Origin of the sequence: Labrenzia sp. OB1, from assembly GCF_001624695.1 — a bacterium.
GTDB lineage: Bacteria > Pseudomonadota > Alphaproteobacteria > Rhizobiales > Stappiaceae > Roseibium.
In genome coordinates, this window is the sequence record NZ_JSEP01000016.1 from 1 (window position 1) to 18353 (window position 18353).

The 18353-nt window shown below is 59.6% G+C and carries 17 protein-coding genes; 1 reads left to right on the forward strand and 16 read right to left on the reverse strand.

Annotation, left to right across the window (positions count from 1 at the left end; genetic code table 11):
* Nucleotides 1-214: IS3 family transposase (locus OA90_RS19135; RefSeq protein ID WP_068416196.1), on the reverse strand; the 214-nt coding region annotated here is incomplete at its 3' end.
* A gap of 62 nt (nt 215-276) precedes the next feature.
* Entirely contained in the window at nt 277-1596 is a 1320-nt protein-coding gene (locus tag OA90_RS19140) for an amidohydrolase (RefSeq protein ID WP_208986199.1), read from the reverse strand.
* A gap of 407 nt (nt 1597-2003) precedes the next feature.
* On the opposite strand from OA90_RS19140, the gene OA90_RS28640 reads away from it, so the two are divergent.
* A complete protein-coding gene (locus tag OA90_RS28640; RefSeq protein ID WP_156510567.1) occupies nt 2004-2159 on the forward strand; it encodes a hypothetical protein in 156 nt (51 codons plus the stop codon).
* Between the two features lie 185 nt (nt 2160-2344).
* Here OA90_RS28640 and OA90_RS19145 read toward each other — a convergent pair whose 3' ends face one another.
* The 14 genes from OA90_RS19145 to OA90_RS19210 form a co-directional block, all read right to left on the reverse strand.
* Nucleotides 2345-3025: a class II aldolase/adducin family protein gene (locus OA90_RS19145; RefSeq protein WP_068416199.1), complete on the reverse strand. Its 681-nt coding sequence runs from the start codon at nt 3023-3025 to the stop codon at nt 2345-2347.
* Between the two features lie 89 nt (nt 3026-3114).
* On the reverse strand, nt 3115-3927 hold the full coding sequence (locus OA90_RS19150) for a TIGR01459 family HAD-type hydrolase (RefSeq protein ID WP_068415863.1): 813 nt from the start codon (nt 3925-3927) through the stop codon (nt 3115-3117).
* Between the two features lie 4 nt (nt 3928-3931).
* Nucleotides 3932-5185, reverse strand: a complete 1254-nt coding sequence (locus OA90_RS19155; protein ID WP_068415866.1) for an FGGY-family carbohydrate kinase — start codon at nt 5183-5185, stop codon at nt 3932-3934.
* 2 nt (nt 5186-5187) lie between these two features.
* Nucleotides 5188-6249, reverse strand: coding sequence for a class II aldolase/adducin family protein (locus OA90_RS19160; protein WP_068416202.1), 1062 nt, complete (start codon nt 6247-6249; stop codon nt 5188-5190).
* A complete protein-coding gene (locus tag OA90_RS19165) occupies nt 6246-7835 on the reverse strand; it encodes a glycerol-3-phosphate dehydrogenase (protein ID WP_068415869.1) in 1590 nt (529 codons plus the stop codon). Before OA90_RS19165 ends, OA90_RS19160 begins: the two co-directional genes overlap by 4 nt.
* Nucleotides 7836-7848: 13 nt before the next feature.
* Entirely contained in the window at nt 7849-8889 is a 1041-nt protein-coding gene (locus OA90_RS19170; RefSeq protein WP_068415872.1) for a 2-hydroxyacid dehydrogenase, read from the reverse strand.
* Nucleotides 8886-10445, reverse strand: a complete 1560-nt coding sequence (locus tag OA90_RS19175; protein WP_068415875.1) for an FGGY-family carbohydrate kinase — start codon at nt 10443-10445, stop codon at nt 8886-8888. Before OA90_RS19175 ends, OA90_RS19170 begins: the two co-directional genes overlap by 4 nt.
* Nucleotides 10442-11569 carry an ABC transporter ATP-binding protein gene (locus OA90_RS19180; protein WP_068415878.1) on the reverse strand — a complete coding sequence of 376 codons (1128 nt, stop codon included), beginning with the start codon at nt 11567-11569 and terminating at the stop codon, nt 10442-10444. The genes OA90_RS19175 and OA90_RS19180 overlap by 4 nt, the downstream gene beginning before the upstream one ends.
* Complete coding sequence (locus tag OA90_RS19185) at nt 11566-12675, reverse strand: ABC transporter ATP-binding protein (RefSeq protein WP_068415880.1); 1110 nt, start codon at nt 12673-12675, stop codon at nt 11566-11568. Before OA90_RS19185 ends, OA90_RS19180 begins: the two co-directional genes overlap by 4 nt.
* 4 nt (nt 12676-12679) lie before the next feature.
* Nucleotides 12680-13537, reverse strand: a complete 858-nt coding sequence (locus tag OA90_RS19190) for a carbohydrate ABC transporter permease (protein WP_068415883.1) — start codon at nt 13535-13537, stop codon at nt 12680-12682.
* A 2-nt stretch (nt 13538-13539) separates the two neighbouring features.
* Nucleotides 13540-14463 carry a sugar ABC transporter permease gene (locus tag OA90_RS19195; protein WP_068415886.1) on the reverse strand — a complete coding sequence of 308 codons (924 nt, stop codon included), beginning with the start codon at nt 14461-14463 and terminating at the stop codon, nt 13540-13542.
* Nucleotides 14464-14568: 105 nt separating this feature from the next.
* Complete coding sequence (locus tag OA90_RS19200) at nt 14569-16008, reverse strand: extracellular solute-binding protein (RefSeq protein WP_068415889.1); 1440 nt, start codon at nt 16006-16008, stop codon at nt 14569-14571.
* A 45-nt stretch (nt 16009-16053) separates the two neighbouring features.
* Nucleotides 16054-17037, reverse strand: coding sequence for a sugar-binding transcriptional regulator (locus tag OA90_RS19205; protein WP_068415892.1), 984 nt, complete (start codon nt 17035-17037; stop codon nt 16054-16056).
* Between the two features lie 352 nt (nt 17038-17389).
* Entirely contained in the window at nt 17390-18280 is an 891-nt protein-coding gene (locus OA90_RS19210) for a LysR family transcriptional regulator (protein ID WP_068415895.1), read from the reverse strand.
* Between the last annotated feature and the right edge of the window lie 73 nt (nt 18281-18353).

Genomic DNA, 18353 nt, shown 5'->3' on the forward strand with positions numbered 1-18353 from the left:
CATCGACCGGAGGTGTAGCCGGTTCTCTCTTGGCTTCATCACCAAAAACGCCCATCGCCCCCTCAAGGAGTTGGTCTTTCCACTGCTTGATCTGGTTGGCGTGCACGTCGAACTGCTGGGACAGTTCCACCAGCGTCTGCTCGCCTTTGATCGCGGCAAGCGCCACTTTCGCCTTGAAAGCCGGGCTGTGGTTCCGGCGCGGTCGTCTCGTCATGATCTCTCCTGTTTCCGGCATCTAAGCCAAAGTCAGGCAGAAATTCCACTTATCCTAGCTGTTCAGATTTCCCGAGCCAGCTCTTGACAGCGGTCCAGCAACTGGGCCTTTTCCGCGCCGAACACGTTGTCACGCATGGCGACACCCCAGAAATGGACGTGACCGATAAGGAAGCTGGCGGATACGCCGAGGTCTTTCATCCGTGCAATCTGGTCGTCATGCAGGATGGAGCAGTGCTCGATCCGGGGGCGCACTTTCGACAAGTCAATCCCGGCTTCGCGCAGAGCCTCATAGGTGTCGAGGATATTGTCGATCGCGGCATCTCCGTTGCCGTGAATGGCGAGAGGCCAGCCCTTCTCGGCGCGCTCCAGTGCAATCGCCTTCAACTCATCGGGCTGCATGTAGGCAAGACCGCGATCGTCGCTGTCGAGATACGGTTCTCTTTGCAAGCCCGTGAACCCCTGGTTGGAGCCATCAGCCACCAGTTTGTATCCGGCGATGCGCGCGAGAGCGGTCCCGTCATTTGGCACGATCCCGGCCGCGTCCCAAACGTCCGCGCCAAGTGTATAGAACGGATAGGCCCTTATACGCGCGGACAGCCGTCCCGATTGCGCTGCGGCCGCCATCACCTGCGCATCCGCCGGGGATTGAGCCAGAGCCCCCAGGCTGAGTTCCGAGACTGTCGTCAGTCCCTTCGCACTCCAGTTGTCCAGCAAGCGGATCAAGTCCTCGAACGGATCGACGGACGCCATGGCCGGGTAACTGCCCACCACCTGGAGGAACGCGACATTGTTTTTCATCGTCCCGTTCAGGTTGCCGTTTTCGTCCCGGACGAATTCCCCGCCCTCCGGATTTTCAATGTCTTCTCCGATCCCTGCGGCCTCGAACGCTTTCGAATTGGCGTAGGCGAGATGTCCGGACGCATTCAGCACAAAAATCGGGTGTTCTCCGGACGCCGCATCCAGTTCCCTGAACGTCAGCGCATCGGGGCCGTCCTGCACGGCCGGATCGAAGTTGCGGAAAGCAAGCCACTCCCCAGCCGGCGTTTCGGCAACACGCGACGCAATATGCTCAAGGACCTGCGCCGCGGTCGCAAAACGCGCCATCCCGACATAGTCCATGATCGAATCGACCACAGAGCCGGAAACGACATGGGTATGCGCATCGATGAAGCCAGGTAAAACCGTCCTGCCTTCCAGATCTATTACCTTTGCACCGGCACCGGCAGTTTCAACGACGGTGTCTTCGGAACCAACTGCCAGTATTTTGTTGCCTCTGATGGCAAGGGCTTCCGCAACACTAAAATCGGCGTCCACCGTCAGGATCGTTCCGCCTTTGAATACAATGGTTGCTTCGGCTTGAGCCAAGACTGCGTTTGGCATGGTTGCGACAAAACCTGCTGCTGCCAAACCTCCTTTGAGGACGTCACGCCTCCCGACCCCCGCCCAGTCCATGCCCCAGTTGCACGACCAGCCTTTTTCATTTGCCGCTGCGGCCTTCATGTCTTGTATTGGTTTGCTTCGATAAAAGAGCTTCCCAAACGTTCCGTTACAGCAAGCACAGCCAAAGTGTTCTTTTTTCATCACTTGGGTCCTATACGTCCCGCTCGGATACCAGAACCTGGATTTCGAGACACCCTCAACGGGTCCGGCAACACAACTGCCGGTTAGAGTTGCATACCGCAGTCATTCTTTCAAACCGCAACGAACGGCCGGAAGCAGCCCCGTTACAGCAAAGAGAAAGGCAAGTTGATCCGGACCGACGAGGCACGGATCATCTTGGCGAGAGGATGCGTGGCATCGTTGAAGGGGCATCGAATGCGATGCTGGATGCGGGCGGAAGCGGATCGGTGTGGCGGTTGGCCGGTTATGAGCGCCGCGACAGGCGTCAGGACACGTGTGCGGGCAGCTATGATCGTCCCTTCACACCAAGGCGGTCGACGTGAAGCTGAAGCTGGCTGTTTTGTTTTTGATGCCAGGATGATGTTTGCGAATCCGGGAGGTTCCGGGCCGCCTCTTGCGGCCCGGTCTCCGTCTCATCTTCGCTCCGCCGCTGGCGGGCTGAAATGTGCCAGAAAGCTCCTCGGGCGACTTCGCCGATCTCTATCCTGATAGCTGACGGGATACAGTGTCACGATGCCTTTTTTCTTTTGCCTTTTCCATCCTGAAGACCGTAGCCGGAAAACGAATTCAGCGTATCGGCGATGGCCTCCTGGCTCAGAAGCACGGGGCCACCGATCTGCAGGCTGAGGTAGTACTGTCTGGCAATGGTTTCCAGCTCAACGGCCCGCCACATGGCTTTGGCAAGGCTCTCCCCGACGGCGATCATGCCGTGATTGGCCAGGAGGCACGCTGTCCGGTCCTGGATTGCCTCGATGGCCAGCTTCGAAAGCTCTTCGGTACCGAACGTGGCATAGCCCGCGCAGCGCACGTTGGTGCTGCCGAAAGCGGCGATCATGTAGTGGCACGAGGGGATTTCCTTGCGCGCCATGGCCAGCGTCGTGCAGTAGGTCGGATGCGCGTGAACGACAGCCTCGGCGTCCTTGCGCTCGCGCAACAGCGCATGATGAAAACGCCATTCAGTCGAGGGTTTCAATGGTCCTTCCCAGGCACCGGACAAATCGTTCAGGTCCACCGAAGCAATCATTTCCGGTTCCAGCTGGTCATAGGGCGTGGCAGAAGGCGAAATAAGCATCCGGTCTTCAAAGCGGGCAGAAATATTGCCTGAGGTGCCTTGATTGAGCCCGTTGACGTTCATCTCCTGGCAACAGGCAATCAGTTCCTGGCGCAGTGCGCGTTCGGCTTTTTTCATCTGACGTTTCTCCCGTCGGTCATAATCGTGCAGTTGTCTGATGTGCCCGCCGGCATCGGCTTCAGCCGATCCGGCGAAACACAAGGATTTCAAAACCTCAGCCGGTCCATCGCATAGTCCGGCTCGACGCCGTCTTCCGCCAGGCCGGCCTGAACCCCGGAGGTGACCAACAGGCTCTGGCACCCGGCCCGCTGGCCACCCAGGATGTCATGATGCAGACTGTCGCCCACCATGAGGCAACGGCCGGGGTCCGGCTTGCCGAGTGCCTCCAGCCCCGCCTGAAACATCGCCGCACCTGGCTTGCCGAAAGTGTCAACCGTCCCCCCGGCAGCGGCATAGTCCTCTGCCAGCAAACCCGGGCCGAACGAGGCGCTTTCCCCCGCATAGATGCTGGTATCGGGATTGGCGCAAATGGCGGGGACACCCGCGCGCGCCAATGGCGACAAAAGGCGTTTGTAGTCTTCCCGGCTGTGGGTTTCAGGCTCCGCGCCGCTGATGATCACCAGGTGAACGGCTTCGCCGGGCTCAGCAACCTTCACACCCAGACCATCCAGCAGGCTGGCGTCATTTTCCCGCGCCAGCATCAAGATCGAGTTTCCGGGTTTCAGGCGGCCGTCCGCGAGGCGTTTGAGAAGATCGTGCCGTGTCAGTTCGCCGGAGGTCACCATCGCCTTGAAGGCCGAGGCCGGAAAGCCGAGCCGGACCAGACGGTCCATGTTGGGCTTTGCGCGGCGGCCGGAATTGGACAGGGCAACCAGAGGCAGCCCACGTTCCTGCAAGGCCTCGACACATTCTATCGCACCCGCAAACGCCCTGGTGCCGTCATGCAGCACACCAAACTGGTCAAGCAGCAGCGCATCGACGCTGGGCAGAATTTCCGAAAGGTTCGAGATCGTTCTCATGATGTCAGACCATCGCTCCCCGTGCGATCACGGCAGACCCGGCAGCGGCTTCTCCGGCCAGCACAGGCGCCGCCGAAACGCCGAGCAGCCTGAGGCGAATACGGCTCCACACGGCGTTATTCGAACCGCCACCGACAGTCCTCACGCTCACCAGGGAAGGTGCGCCGAGTTCGGACAGGCGCTGATAGCCGAGCGCTTCAATTCGGGCGATGCCGGTCAGCAACCCCTTGAGGAACTCCGCATCGTCCTCAGGCCTTGGCGTTTCCCGTGGCGGCAAGGCCGGATCATTTATCGGGAACCGTTCCCCGCAGGAGGTCAGCGGGTAGTAATCCAGCTCGCAGGCACTCTCGGGATCGATCTGCGCCGAGAGATCCGCCAGTTCTGCAGGTGTGAAATGCGCCAGCAGCGCGCCGCCGCCGCTGTTGGATGCACCACCCGCCAGCCACAGGTCGCCAATCCGGTGGCTGTAGATGCCGTATTCGGGCGCAAACAGTGGCCCGTCGCTGAGAAGCTTCAGTGTCATCGTCGTGCCCAGCGCGGTCACGCCATCGCCCGGACGGCTTGCGCCCGTCGCCAGAAAGGACGCACAGCCGTCTGTCATGCCTGCGACAATCGATATGCCGGACGGCAGGCCGTAAGCACCGCCGGTTTTGCCAGTGAGGGTACCGGTCGGAACAACCTCCGGCAAAAGGTTCATCCGGAGAGACGTCGCCTTGATCCACTCGGGCCACTGCCGTGCAACCGGATCATATCCGGTCTTCAGCGCGTTGCTCTCGTCACCGGGCACAGGATGTCCGGCCAGACGTTCGGCAATCCAGTCCGCCTGATGAACGATCCGGACAACGCCTGAACGTTGCTGAAGCGTGATGGCGCGCGCCAGGGCGGAACTCGCTCCATGGGCCGCGCTTTCTCTTGGCGCGCTCGCCGCGACTTCCGCCAGAACCCGCTGATCTTCCACCGTATCATTGTACATCAGCGCCGCGCCAACCGGCGCGTTGTCGGCGTCCAGGGCAAGGATCGTACCCGACGTGCCATCAACGCTCAGCGCGGCGAAATCCGCGGGGTCAACTTTCCGGCACAGGTCCGCAAGACACGCGCCCAGCGCCTTGTCCCAGACCGATGGATCACGGCGGGTGACATCCTCTGTTCCAAAGTCTGCCCGCGCAATCGCATTCACCTGAAGATCCGGATCGAGAGCCACTGCCCGAACGCCGGACGTGCCGATGTCGATCCCCACAAACAGGTCGGTTCGCGTCATGATCAGCGTCCTGCCTTGTTGAGGGACTGCCGATAAACCTCGGCATCCCAGTCAAGCAACTCGGCTTCCTGATCTTCAGACAAACGGGACACCCTGGCCTGAGGAGCGATCCGCACAAGGACGTCTCCAAAAGCGCGCGCAAGGGCGATATCGGAAGCGGTCGCGGTGTCCGGCATCGCGACACCATGGTCAGGCACAATCACCAGCTTGCTGGGAAACTGCTGCTGCCCGGCGCGAGCCAGCACGTCAGTGAGCTGTTCGCCTTCACGGACCATGGTGACCCCTGGGCCCAGAAAGACCAGGTGATCGGGGTAAAGCGTCCGGCCATCGGCAATCGTCAGCAACCGAGCATCGTGAGCGATCTGCTGGGTCGGCCCGTGCGGCACGGGTTTCCAGCCGCTCCCGGACAGCCGCCTCTGAAAGGCATCGTCGATGCCGGCAGATCCGGCGAGCGAAGACGGTGCAAGCCGGGCACTGACGTCCTGAAGAAGGCCGTTGGCTTCGCCAACCGTTGCACCGCAAGTCACCAGCCCGTGGTTGCCCAGGATCAGGATCTGCGTTCCGGCGGACGCATGTTCGCGAATGGCACGGGCAAGATCGATGCCCGGCTTGGCGTAGGGGATAAACGCGTAAGGAAGGCCTGCCAGCTTGCTCTTGACGAACGCAGGCGCGTCCGTTCTGACGGCCGCCGCAATCGTCGCGACACAATGGGTGTGCAACACCACTCTGGCTGACATGGAGGCGTGAACGGTCGCCTCAATGGAAGCGCGCAGCCCGGAAGGGTTTTCTTCCCGACATGTAAACGGTCCGACATCATCGGCTCTGCCATCATCGGCCACAAGCGCTTCGGCCAGTGCCTCATGGTAGACCGGGACGAACAGGTCCGTGGTCAGTGCGTCCGAGAGCCAGGTGCCGGAGGCCTTCACCCACATCAGATCACCGGACTTGATGGAGGTGTTCCCGCCCGGTCCCTGAACCTGCAGCGGATCGGAACCAAGACGGGCGGACTCGGCCCGCAAGGCGGCAAACTCCGGATTGGACTGAAGCTCCGAATAGAGTGTCATGCCGCGCCTCTTATGCCTGTCAGCCATGTCTCGACGGAGGCTTTTTCATCATCTGTCAGGAACAGCCCGTGCTTCGTGCGTCGAACCAGCATGTCATCCGCTGTTCGCGCCCATTCGCGGTCCAGCAACCAGCGGGCTTCCACTTCATAGAAGAGACCGCCGAAATGAGCCCCGAGATCAGCCGGACAAGAAGCCCCGGCCAGCATCTGGGCTGTGTCCGTGCCGTAGCAAAGCACATAGTGCTCAGCCAATCCTTCCGGCAGCCAGGGATTTGACTGGCGGAACGACACCGCCCACTCGCTTGACGCCCACCCGGAAAAATCCCCGCCTGGCAGAGACGCCCCTTCCGTCCAGGCAGGCATCATCTTCGGGAAGAACGGAGCCAGATGATCGAGAGCGTGTTCGGCCAGCTTGCGATAGGTGGTCAGCTTGCCGCCGAAGGCACTGAGCAGTGGCGCTTTATCCCTGGAGGACGTGTCCTCTTGAGACCCACTCCTGGCTCCCTTGTCACCTGTATCCAGCTCGAAGGTGTAATCGCGGGTAACAGCGGAGGCTGACTTGTCATCGTCGTCATTGAACAGGGGCCGGACACCTGAATAGGAGTGCAGGATGTCCGAACCTCTCAATTTCCGGGTGAAGTAGGTGTTCAAAATGCCGAGCAGATAGTCGATCTCGCCCTGATCGATCTTCACGTCTTCAGGCCTTCCGTCAAACGGCACATCGGTGGTGCCAACCAGAGCCAACCCCTCAAAATACGGATTGACGAAGATGATGCGCTTGTCCGGGGCCTGAAGGACAAAACCATTGTCTCCTGTCCACCACTTGGGAAGGATGATGTGACTGCCCTTCACCAGCCGGACAGACGAGCCTGACTTCACCTTGTCGACGGAAGACAGAACCTTCTCTACCCAGGGGCCTGCCCCATTGAAGATGGCTCTTGCGTGAACCTTCCGCCGGTCGCCCGTCTCGATATCGCACAAGTTTGCGCACCAGAGCTCTCCCTGGCGCCGAGCATCGGAGAGTTCGGTCCGTGTCAGGATTTCCGCGCCGCGCCGCGCAGCATCCACGGCATTCAGGACCACGAGGCGTGCATCGTCGATCCAGACATCCCAATAGGCAAAGCCACTTTGGAATTCAGACCTGATCAGCCCATCAGGCCATTCCGATTGAAGGTTGACGGCCCTGGACGCCGGGATACGCTTTCTCCCGCCCAGGTGATCATAGAGAAACAACCCGAGCCGAATGAGCCAGCGCGGTCTTTGCTCCGGACTGTGAACCAGAATAAGCCGCAAGGGCTTGGCCAGATGCGGGGCAACATCAAGCACGACCTCGCGCTCGATCAGTGCTTCGCGCACCAGGCGGAATTCGTAATACTCCAGATAGCGCAGACCGCCGTGAATGTACTTCCCGGATCTGGAAGATGTACCCTCCGACAGATCGCCCTTCTCGCACAGGACAACGGACAGCCCCCGTCCAACCGCATCCCGGGCAACACCAACCCCATTGATGCCGCCGCCCACGACAAGCAGATCAAAGGGATCGTCTTCGGTACCCAATGGCGTCAGGCGTGAAACAGTGTCTGTCATGAGCACACCATCCTCAGCATGGGTTCACAGGCGGCCCGCCATCAAGCCAGCGCCGAACTTCTTCGGCCGCCTTGGCAGCGGCAATGCGCACCGTCTTGAGCGAAGCGCCGGCGATATGCGGCGTCAGCGTGACATTGGGCAGTTGCAAGAGCGGCAAGCCGGGCGGAGTTGGCTCAATGGCGAAAGTTTCAAGCATCGCCCCGCCCAGATGCCCGGACACCAGCGCGGCATGCAGCGCGTCGTAATCCATAAGAGGACCTCTGGCGGTGTTCACCAGCAAAGCTCCACGCTTCATGGCCGCGAACTCTCCAGCGCCAATCATGCCCCGTGTTTCCTCTGTCACACGCGGATGAAGCGAGACGACGTCCGAGCTCTGCAGCAGGACATCGAGCGAGACATGCTCCACCCCGGCCCGCGCGTCCTCCGCTGACAACTGAACATAGGGGTCACACACCAGTACCCTTGTGCCAAAGGCCCGCAGCAACCGGACGACCCGGGTTCCCACCGCGCCATAGCCGATCACACCGACAGTCATGTCGGACAGCTCGTCACCGGCAACGTCGGAGCGATAGAGATCTCCCCGGTATGTGCCCTCGCGCAGACCTTCATGCCCCCGGGTGATATTGCGCGTTTCCGCGATAATCGCCCCGATGGTGAACTCGGCAACAGCGGAGGCATTGCGGCCCGGTGTATTCACCACCAGAACTTCATGATCCGCCGCGGCATCCATCGCCACATTGACAGGACCGCCCCTTGAGACGGCCACAAGCTTGAGTGTGGGCGCAGCCTCAAACACGGATCGCGACAGGGGCGCAAGATGGGTTACCAGAACAGGCGCATCGCCCAGATGGTCCAGAACCATCTCCGGCGTCCCCATGTACTCCTTCAGCCCCTCCATGCCCGGAACGGCATAGCCGTGTTCCATGGGCTCGTCCGGCCAGGCAAGATCAAGCGTCTTGCAGGTAATGCGGTCGCCGCACGCATCGTGCAGCGCCGCTGCAAACATTTCGGACAGCATGAACCGGTCGCCGATTATGGCCACTTCTGTTGTCATGACAGCTTTCTCCGGGCGAGGTCTTGTGCGCGCCACGTCTCGGACATGGCCCTTCGGGTGGACAGATAGGCAGGAAACAAGGCGTCGTAGACGTCGGCAAGCTCCGGATCCGGTTCCTCTGCGGGCTCGACCAGAGGATCGACCCAGCCCCGCGTGACCGATGTCAGGTCCGGATAAAGCCCTTGCTGGACAGCTGCCATCATCACTGCCCCGGCAGCTCCGGCCTCCGGCTGGGCCACAGTCTTGACCGGTGCCCGCAGCGCTGCCGCCAGGAGCTTCTTGAGCGCGACTGATTTGGCAGCCCCTCCCGTCAGGTGAATTTCACCCGGAACTCGTCCAAGCGCCATGTAACAATCCCGCGAGGCCAGAACCAGGCCGTCAAAGACACCGCGCAGGATGTCAAACCATCCGGTGTTCTGATCCAGCCCGGACAAGGACGCACGGGCAAGCGGTTCGGAAAACGGCCCTCGCTCTCCGGCGGAGGAAATGTAAGGCAGATAGAAGGCTGCCCCCGGACGGGCAGCCAGAACCTGATCGTCCAGCCGGGCCAGAAGATCCGCCTGCGTTGCCTCTACACCGGCGGCAGCCAGAACCTCACGCATCAGGCCCAACGCCCAGTCGATGTTCAGCGTTGCCGCCATGTTGGTCTGTATCTGCGCAAATGCACCCCCGGGAAAAGGCATTGTGTAGCCGGTCATGTCGGGATTGAGCACAACCTCGCCGGCACCCGGCACAAAGCGCATATGCATGCCGGTCGAACCGAGGATGGTCATGCCCCGATCCGCAGACGCATCATGCAGTCCGGCTCCCAACGCGCAACACATCACGTCAACGCTTCCAAGACAGACCGGAAGACCGGCCGGTAGCCCGATCAGGGAAGCCGCCTGCGCTGTCATGGCATGGGTCTGGCGGGTGCCATCGACAATCGGCGGCAGCAGATGTCGATAGGCCCTGAGGCCAAGGGCATCGACCACGTCTTCGCTGTAGGTGCCCTCCTTGTAGGAGCCGAAGGTGAACCCGGCTTCGGACACATCGGAGGCCGTGATGCCGGTCATCTTGAGGTAGAGCCAGTCCTTGCAATGAAGGGCAGCGGCGCTGCGCTTCAGAAGCTCTGGCGCGGTGCGCGCCAGATGGACCAGGTGGGTGCGCATCTGGCAGACATTCAGTCCCGTCGCCGTCTCCCGGTAGATCGTGTCGATTGCATCGGATGCGCACAGGTCCCGCGCCGTTTCCGCCGCCCGCGCATCCAGCCACAGCCAACCGTCATCGACAGGCTCGCCATCCGCATCGATCAACCAGGTACCGTCGCCCTGCCCCGTGACGGCCAGCGCACGGACACTGGCGGAACCGCCAGGCAGCCGCTCAACCAGTTCCTTGAGGACCACGACTGTATCCTGCCAGGTGCGCGCCATGTCCTGCACCACGCCGCCATTCGGCAAGGTGGTATAAGCATTGCGCCGGTGGGCAATGGCAATCTGATGACCCTTGAGGTCATAGGCTACGGCCTTGATGACCGACGTGCCCGCATCCAGCCCGATCAGCACCTCAGAATTCATTCCACACCTCCCCCATGAGAGAAGGCAGCACCGGTGTCGGAATGGAAGAGATGAAGGTCGCTGGCATCCAGCTCAATTCCGATGTTTTCGCCGGGTGCATGATGGGCACGGTCATGCCGCACCGAAACGATGGTCTTTCCGGCGAAACGTGCGGCGATGTGTGTCTGATCACCAAGCCACTGATTGGCAAAGACCTCCGCCGGTTGGCCCGTTTCGGAAATTTTCACCGCATGCGGGCGCACGCCCATCATGAATTGCTTCTCCAGCAGCAAACGATCCTTGAGAGGCGGAGAAAAGGCACCGGCGGGAAAGGACAGGCTCACTCCCTCTTCCAGATGCAGCTTGACGAGATCGTCTGCAACCTCGGCCTGAGCCGGAAAGACGTTCATGGGCGGTTCACCAATGAAGGTGCCGGTAAAAAGGTTCGCCGGACGATCCTTGAGATGCTCAGGCGTATCATATTGCTGCAGAAAACCGCCTTCCATCACAGCGATCCGGTCCGCAAGCGCATTGGCCTCCGTCTGGTCATGAGTAACGAGAATCGCCGTCAGACCGCGCTGCTTGATGAAGTGCTTGATCCGGCCACGCAGGAGCGCACGCAGTTGAGGCTCCAACTGCCCCATCGGCTCATCGAGCAGATGCAGGTCCGCTTTCCGTATCAAGGCGCGGGCCAGACTGACCCGCTGTTGCTGACCGCCGGAAATCGATCCGGGCGAGCGCTCCAGAATGTCGCTAATTTCAAGCAGATGAGCGATCTCCGCCACCTTGGCCTTGATCTCCGTCTTGTCGAGACGTTCCGACTTGAGGGCGAAGGCGATGTTCTCCGCTACGGAAAGCGGCGGATAGAGCGAATAGCCTTCAAAGGCCATTGCGACGTTGCGCTTCGCCGGATGCAGACCGTGTACCGGACGCCCCTTGATCAGGACCTCGCCAGAGGTCACCGCCTCGAACCCCGCAATCATGCGCAGGGTCGATGTCTTGCCGCAGCCGGATGACCCCAGAAGGGCAACGATCTCACCGGCGGCGACATTCAGGTTCAGGTCGCTGACGGCCTGCACCGGATGGCGGGAGGTCTCATTGTAGATCTTGTTGATACCCTGGAGGGTGAGCAAACCATCACTCATGCTGCTCTCTCCGCTGCCTGATTGTTGCCATTCGGATCTATGCGGAGACCCGTCTCCCGGTCGAACAGAACCGCATCGCTCGGATCGATCGTGATGTGCACCGTGCCGGACTGAGGTGCCGGCGTGCCGGAAGGCCGCGACAGGAGGATTTCGCGCTTGCGCAGCGTGGTCACCAGGGTGACGGATTTCTCGTTGAAAGGCGTCTCGGCCTCGATGGTCACCGGCACGCCGTCACTGGCATCGGTGAAACTCAGCGCCTCGGGCCGAAGGCCAAGAACACACTCCTTGCCCGCATAGCCGGCCAATCCCGGATCAAGCTGGATCCGCCGGTCGGACAGCATGGCATGGACCCCGGACGCATCGCTGACGGGAACCACATCAAGCAGGTTGATGGTCGGATCGCCGAAGAGTTTTGCTATGTTGATGGTCGCAGGCTTGCGGTAGATTTCCTCAGGCGTTCCATTCTGAATGATGTGACCGCCGTCAAGGACCGCAATCCTGTCGCCAAGCGCCATTGCCTCGCGATAGTCCTGCGTCACATAGATGACCGTCGCGCCCTGATCAGACAGCAAGCGCGGCAGCTCGAGACGCATCTCGAACCGCAACTTGGCATCCACATTGCGCAAGGGATCGTCCAGCAACAGGACCTTGGGTTCTGACACAAGCGCTCTGGCCAGAGCCGTTCGCTGCTTCTGGCCATTCGACAAGGCCTTAGGCGTGTGGTCCAGAACGTGATCGATCTTCAGCAGCCGTGCGACGGCATCAACACCCTTGCGGATCTGATCGCCGGTCTTTTTGCGCGCGGTGAGCGGACTGGCGATGTTGTCGTAAGCGCTCATGTGGGGAAACAGAGCGAAGTTTTGAAACGCCATGCCGATGCCACGGTGTTCGGGCAGCACATCGCTTACACTCGCTCCCCCCAGAAGCACATCGCCGCTGTCCGGTTCGATAGCCCCGGCAATGCAGCGGAGCAGAACTGTTTTGCCGGCACCCGATGGGCCAAACAAAACCAGTGTGCTGCCTTGAGGCACATCCAGGTCAATGCCGGACAGGACAGCGTCTTCCTTGAAGCTCTTTGCGAGATTCTTGATTTCTATGCGGCTCATGAGATCATCCTTTCACCGCGCCGAGCGACAACCCTTCCACCAGATACTTCTGAGCCCATAGGGCGAGCAGCAGGGTGGGAGCGATTGACATGACGATTGCAGCGGCGATCTGGCCATACTGGATGCCGGACGCTGTAACGAAGGCAAGCGCGCCGACAGTTACCGGCTGCTTGTCGGCAGAGGCCAGTACCAGCGCGAAGACGAAGTTGTTCCAGGCAAAGATGAACGCCAGAAGCCCGGCGGCGGCAATGCCTGGTCCGGCCAGCGGCAGGGCGATCTTTCTGAAGGTCGCAAACCAGCCATGCCCGGCAATCCGGTAGGCATGCTCGATGTCCGGCGAAATATCCTCAAAATACCCGCGCACGATCCACAGGATCAAAGGCAGGCAGATCAGCTGATAGACCCAGATCAAGCCGACATAGGTGTTCGCCAGACCGAGGGACTGAAAATACAGTGTCAGCGGCAACAGCACCAGCAAAGGCGGCGCAAACCGGAAAGACAGAAGCGTGAAGGCGATGTCTTCCGAGCCTTTGAACTTGTGCCGCGCAAAGGCATAGGCTGCAGGCACGCCGAGCACCAGCGCGAGCGCCACCGAACCGACCGACAGGATGACCGAGTTCATCAGATTGCCCATGAAGTGAATGCTCATGGAAGCAACATTGGAATCCAGCCGCCCGGCGATGATCGCAGCATAGTTCTTGAAGGTCGGCACAAAGGCCATGCTTGGCGGAGAGCGCAGGATAGTCTCGTTCGTCTGCAAGGACATGAGCACGATCCAGAAGATCGGGAACATGAAGAACAGCACAACAAGGGCCAGAGCGATGGCGCGCAGAATGCGCTCAAGCGGGGACATGTGATCCATGGTTACGCCTCCCCTCTGGCACGCTCGCGAAGGCGCAGCCAGTTTTTGACAAAGATGTTCGACAGGACATAGGTGATGGCCCACAGGATCATCAGCAGAGCCGCCGATCGCCCGACATTGGTGGATTGGAAGAAGTTCAAATAAGCCTCGACCTGGAACACCATCAGTTTGTCGCCGGGACCTCCCTGGGTCATGGCGTAGATGATGTCGAACTGCTGAATGGAATCGAGCAGCCGGAACAGGGCCGCTGTCAGAATATACGGCGACAGCATGGGCAGCGTGATCCGCCAGAACTGTTCGAGCCGCGGCACGCCATCGAGCGCGGCAGCCTCAAATGGCTGGGTCGGCAGCGAGCGCAGGCCTGCCAGCAGCAGGATCATGATGAACGGCGTATAGACCCATACATCGACCAGAATGACCGTCAACAGTGCAGTGTCAGGCGAAGACGCCCAGCGGAAGTCCTGGAACCCGGCCAGTTGCATGAAGTAGCTCAGAATCCCGAAATTCGAATTGGTCATCAGTTTGAACATCAACGCGGCCAGCGCCGGCGCCGTCATCAGCGGCATCAACAGCATGATCGACACGAAGTTGTTCACCCGGCTGCGCTTTTGAAGCAGCAGCGCAATCCCCAGACCCAGCAGCAATTCCAGGACCACGGTCAGGCCGGCGTAGGTCAGCGAGACCTGCAGAGTGTTCCAGAAATCAGGATCCGTGAAAAAATTCAGATAGTTTTCGCCCCAGTTCATGCCCCGGTTCCACGGCTGGGACATGCGATAGCGCTGGAGAGAATAATAGACAGCAGTCCCGAACGGGATCAGGATCCCGATGCACACCAGAAGTGCCGGCAGACTGAGCAGATAGGGGAGCATCGTCCTCGACAGACGGCTGGACCGCCGCATAACCGGCATGTCGGCTTGAACAGACATAAAACCTCCGTGACAAAGCGGCCGGACAGCGCCGCTGCCGTTGCCGGTTCATCGGAAAAGTGTGCAGGGCAACGCCCTGCACACGTCAGTTGGGATTGAGAGACCTTATCGCAGACCGGCTTCCGCCAACTGCTTGTTCATGCTGGCTGCGAGCTGATCCAGCCCCTCGTCAACCGGGACTTCCTTGGCGACCATGCGCTGAAGCATGGCGGCCCAGTCGGTTGTCATGTCGAAGAACAGTGGCTGCGGCGTGAACTTGATCGACGCACCGGGAGCAGACGCATTGTACATGTCCACATAGCCCGGATAGCCTTTGTTCAGCTTCTCCTTGAACATCTCGTCTTCCCAGACCGAATTGCGAACCGGATCCACGAAGTCCATCTTGCGGGCACCGAACAGCGCATGCTCCGGCCCGGAAGCCCACTGCATGAAGTACCAGGTCGCATCCAGATCCTTGGAGGCCTTGGTCATGGCCAGCGACCATATCCAGATATTCGGTGTCGGAGCTTTCGCTTCGGGATTGGCTGCAAAGCCGGCATAGGCCAGCTCACCCGCCATGGCGTTGTCGCCGCCATTCATGAAGTAGCCAAGAATATCAGCGTCGAAGATCATGGCCGACTTGCCGGCGCCCAGATCGGTGCCAACCTGATACCATGTATGGGTCGACCAGTCGGCAGCGCCACTTTCCTGGATCATCTTGACCCAATCCGCATGGAACGCCTTGGATCCGGCCGTGTTCATGGCAGCCGACAGCTTGCCGTCTTCGTTGGTCAGATCCATTTCGCCGAAGTTGGAATAGGCGGACAGGAAGCCCGGATGGATCGTCGCCCAGGAGCGTGAGCCACGCACACCGATACCGTAAATGCCATCCGTATCGGCCTGAACCTTGGCGGCGGCTTCCATGAGTTCGCTCATGTTGGTCGGAACGGCAACACCGGCCTTGTCGAGCATGGCCTTGTTGAAGGTCAGGTTGTTCTGCTCATAGCCCCACGGAATACACCACTGTTTGGCATCGTCGGAGCCCAGCTCGCCTCCGGGAACGCCGTTCCAGGCACAGGACTTGCGCACGCCTTCCAGCATGTCGGCCCAATTGTACATCGGGTTGGTCTTTTCCGGATCGTTGATCCATTCGTTGTGATCGACAATCCAGCCAGCCGGGCCATAGGTCCAGGTCATGTATGCGCCGGTCATGAAGGCATCATATTCACTGGAGCCGGAGGAAAGCGCCGCCGTCACCTTGTCGAAATAGACATCTTCGGGAAACACGTCATAGGTGACGTCCATACCGGTCAGTTCCTTGAACGCATCCAGGTTTGCGATCATGGCATCCGTGTAAGGATGTTTGTTCAAAAGCAGCTTGATGCTTTTGCCGGAATGCTTTTTCCAATCGAATTCTGCAGCCAGCGCCTGTGTCGCCATCAGGTTGTGCAGTGTTCCGGCCGAAGCCGCTGTCAGACCCAAGGCCCCAAGGCGCTTGATCAGACCTCTTCTGCTCATTCCGCCGCTCAAGAACGCGGAAATGAGATCCTTTTCCTTCTCATGCATAGTCTTTCCTCCCAAAAAGCCCTGACTTTAAATCGCTCCCGGCGTCTATGCCGGAGGCAATGCGACGACAGCCCGGGCCGTGGCTTCGTCAGTTATCAATCCGGTCAAAAGTCCGCTGGCCAAGGCTGCGCAAATCGCCGGTATTTTGGTTGCACCACCGGCAATGGCGACCACTTCCCTGCCCTTCAGGCTGTGAAGCGGCGCGGCCATGACACGGTCATCATAGGGGCTGGCCAAGATGCTGCCGTCAGCACTCAGGAACTGGCCGAGCAATTCAGCGACGGCTCCTGCCTGGCGCAGGTCCTCAGCGGCCAGTGCACCGTCCAGCATCGAGGCGCTGATTCCCCCTTCGCCGCTGCCGATGTCTCCCACGCCAACGACAATCAGCGTGGCCTGCTCGATCAGGCTCATGGTTTCCGAAATGCCGAACTGGTTCAGCATGACCTGCTTGTCTTCCGCGGAGTTTGCATAAAGCGGTGCCGGCATCAGATAGGACGCAGCGCTGGTCTTTTGCGACAGGCGGTGGATCACGTCATAGGGGTTGGCGGCAAAAGACCGCGTCAGACCGCCCAGAACAGATACGAATTTAACATCCGGGGAGGCCTGGCGGCCCATGGCATTCACCGAGGCCGCCAGGGTTCTTCCGTTGCCAACGCCGATCACCTGATGCTTGCGGCCGGCTGCAGCCTGCATGATGAAATCGCCGCCAACAACGGACAGGGTCTTGAGAGGGATTTGATTGGAGTCCGGCACCTCCATGCCAATCCGGCAGTATCCCAATCCATAACGCCGCATCAGCTCTGTTTCGAGCTGGACGCAATCGGTTGCCTCGACATCGACGAAAATCCGCACCAGGCCTTCATTCTGAGCACGGGCAATATAGCGATGCGCCCTTGTATTCGGCACGTTCAGCCGTTTGGCGACTTCGCTTTGCGTCATACCGCCGACGTAATGCAGCCAGGCAGCTCTCGCGGCCAGATCGGCATCACTGTCGCTTTTCGCGATCGCCAGGCTTCGACCTTCAATCATCAAGACATTCTCTCAACTGAAAGATATTCCAGATTTGGAATTTATTTCATCAATCATAGGCACAGGCCAGCGGAGAGTTCAAGTCCTCAGAAGCACATGAATTTATCGAGCCATAAATTGAGCAAATCGCTGCGCTGCAACGACGGGCGAGTTCGACTTTGAACCAAGGCCCATGAACCAAGCGTTCTTCCGGGATCGGACTGGCGGAAATTCCCTCGATTTGACCAGAGACCCGAGTTCCTTCCATCCGATTCAGAGCGGGTAGCCTCCCACCCGGATCAATGGCGTTTAGCGAGGCATATCAATGCCGTCGACTAGACCCGGAACTCATTGATCGTGTGGGGAATCGCGGTCAGAACGATTGCTCGGCTTTTGCTTCCACAGCAACATCCAGAAAGCTTCTGATGAGCTTGAGGTCCTGCTTGTCTGAGGGAACAGCGATACAGTCGCGGTATTCTTCCGGCATTTCGATGATCGGAACTGCCGACAATTTTTCCGACGGGTGAAGACTGTTTTCCAGAAGCAGGCCGATGCCCAGCCCGTGCAGGATTGCTTCCTTCACCATCGGGAATGTCGTCGTCCGTATGATCCGGTAAAAATCCAGATCGTATTTCTCGATCTTCCGGCGCGCGATTTTCTGGGTCAGGGACCCGTCTTCGGGCAGAATAAGCGTATCGCTCTGCAGTTGAGACAGAGACAGTTTTTCCGCCTGTGCCAGCGGATGGTCATGGCGCATGTGGGCCATATAGACGGTCCGGCGCAATTCACGCGTGAAAAGCGCCTTGCTTTCCTGGGGTTCCGTCACGATCGCTATATCCACCTTACGGTCGGCGAGCAGGCTCATGGAACTTGCCCAGTCATAAAGCGTGAAATCTATATTGACCTTGGGAAAGAGCTCACCGTACCGGGCGATGATGGGCATGGCTGGACGGGGTGCATTCGCGATAATTCGAATATGACCGTCCGTCAAAGCTCCGTAATCATTGACCTTTTCCGTCACCAGTTGCTCGAGTGTCGTGAGCCGTTCGGTAATCTGGAACAGTTCGTTTCCCGCACGTGTCAGTTCCACGCCGTCCCGGCGCCGCACAAAAAGCAGCGTCCCCATCGTCCTTTCAAGTTTGGCAACATGCTGCGTGACCGATGACTGGGTGACATTCAGTTGCTGAGCCGCGCGGGAAAAACTGCGTTCGCGGGCAACATAGGTAAATGCGGTGATCTGATAGGGGCTTGGCCGAAGGTTCATGACAGTTCCATGTTGGATTTCATGGAAAACTCTACCTGTCATTAGCGACGCTAATATTACGTCACAGACACTT

What these genes read in the sequence shown, in the direction of transcription:
- OA90_RS19140 (WP_208986199.1), bottom strand. Translation starts at nt 1,596, where the DNA reads ATGCCAAACGCAGTCTTGGCTCAAGCCGAAGCAACCATTGTATTCAAA.
- OA90_RS28640 (WP_156510567.1), top strand. Translation starts at nt 2,004, where the DNA reads ATGCGTGGCATCGTTGAAGGGGCATCGAATGCGATGCTGGATGCGGGC.
- OA90_RS19145 (WP_068416199.1), bottom strand. Translation starts at nt 3,025, where the DNA reads ATGAAAAAAGCCGAACGCGCACTGCGCCAGGAACTGATTGCCTGTTGC.
- OA90_RS19150 (WP_068415863.1), bottom strand. Translation starts at nt 3,927, where the DNA reads ATGAGAACGATCTCGAACCTTTCGGAAATTCTGCCCAGCGTCGATGCG.
- OA90_RS19155 (WP_068415866.1), bottom strand. Translation starts at nt 5,185, where the DNA reads ATGACGCGAACCGACCTGTTTGTGGGGATCGACATCGGCACGTCCGGC.
- OA90_RS19160 (WP_068416202.1), bottom strand. Translation starts at nt 6,249, where the DNA reads ATGACACTCTATTCGGAGCTTCAGTCCAATCCGGAGTTTGCCGCCTTG.
- OA90_RS19165 (WP_068415869.1), bottom strand. Translation starts at nt 7,835, where the DNA reads ATGACAGACACTGTTTCACGCCTGACGCCATTGGGTACCGAAGACGAT.
- OA90_RS19170 (WP_068415872.1), bottom strand. Translation starts at nt 8,889, where the DNA reads ATGACAACAGAAGTGGCCATAATCGGCGACCGGTTCATGCTGTCCGAA.
- OA90_RS19175 (WP_068415875.1), bottom strand. Translation starts at nt 10,445, where the DNA reads ATGAATTCTGAGGTGCTGATCGGGCTGGATGCGGGCACGTCGGTCATC.
- OA90_RS19180 (WP_068415878.1), bottom strand. Translation starts at nt 11,569, where the DNA reads ATGAGTGATGGTTTGCTCACCCTCCAGGGTATCAACAAGATCTACAAT.
- OA90_RS19185 (WP_068415880.1), bottom strand. Translation starts at nt 12,675, where the DNA reads ATGAGCCGCATAGAAATCAAGAATCTCGCAAAGAGCTTCAAGGAAGAC.
- OA90_RS19190 (WP_068415883.1), bottom strand. Translation starts at nt 13,537, where the DNA reads ATGGATCACATGTCCCCGCTTGAGCGCATTCTGCGCGCCATCGCTCTG.
- OA90_RS19195 (WP_068415886.1), bottom strand. Translation starts at nt 14,463, where the DNA reads ATGTCTGTTCAAGCCGACATGCCGGTTATGCGGCGGTCCAGCCGTCTG.
- OA90_RS19200 (WP_068415889.1), bottom strand. Translation starts at nt 16,008, where the DNA reads ATGCATGAGAAGGAAAAGGATCTCATTTCCGCGTTCTTGAGCGGCGGA.
- OA90_RS19205 (WP_068415892.1), bottom strand. Translation starts at nt 17,037, where the DNA reads ATGATTGAAGGTCGAAGCCTGGCGATCGCGAAAAGCGACAGTGATGCC.
- OA90_RS19210 (WP_068415895.1), bottom strand. Translation starts at nt 18,280, where the DNA reads ATGAACCTTCGGCCAAGCCCCTATCAGATCACCGCATTTACCTATGTT.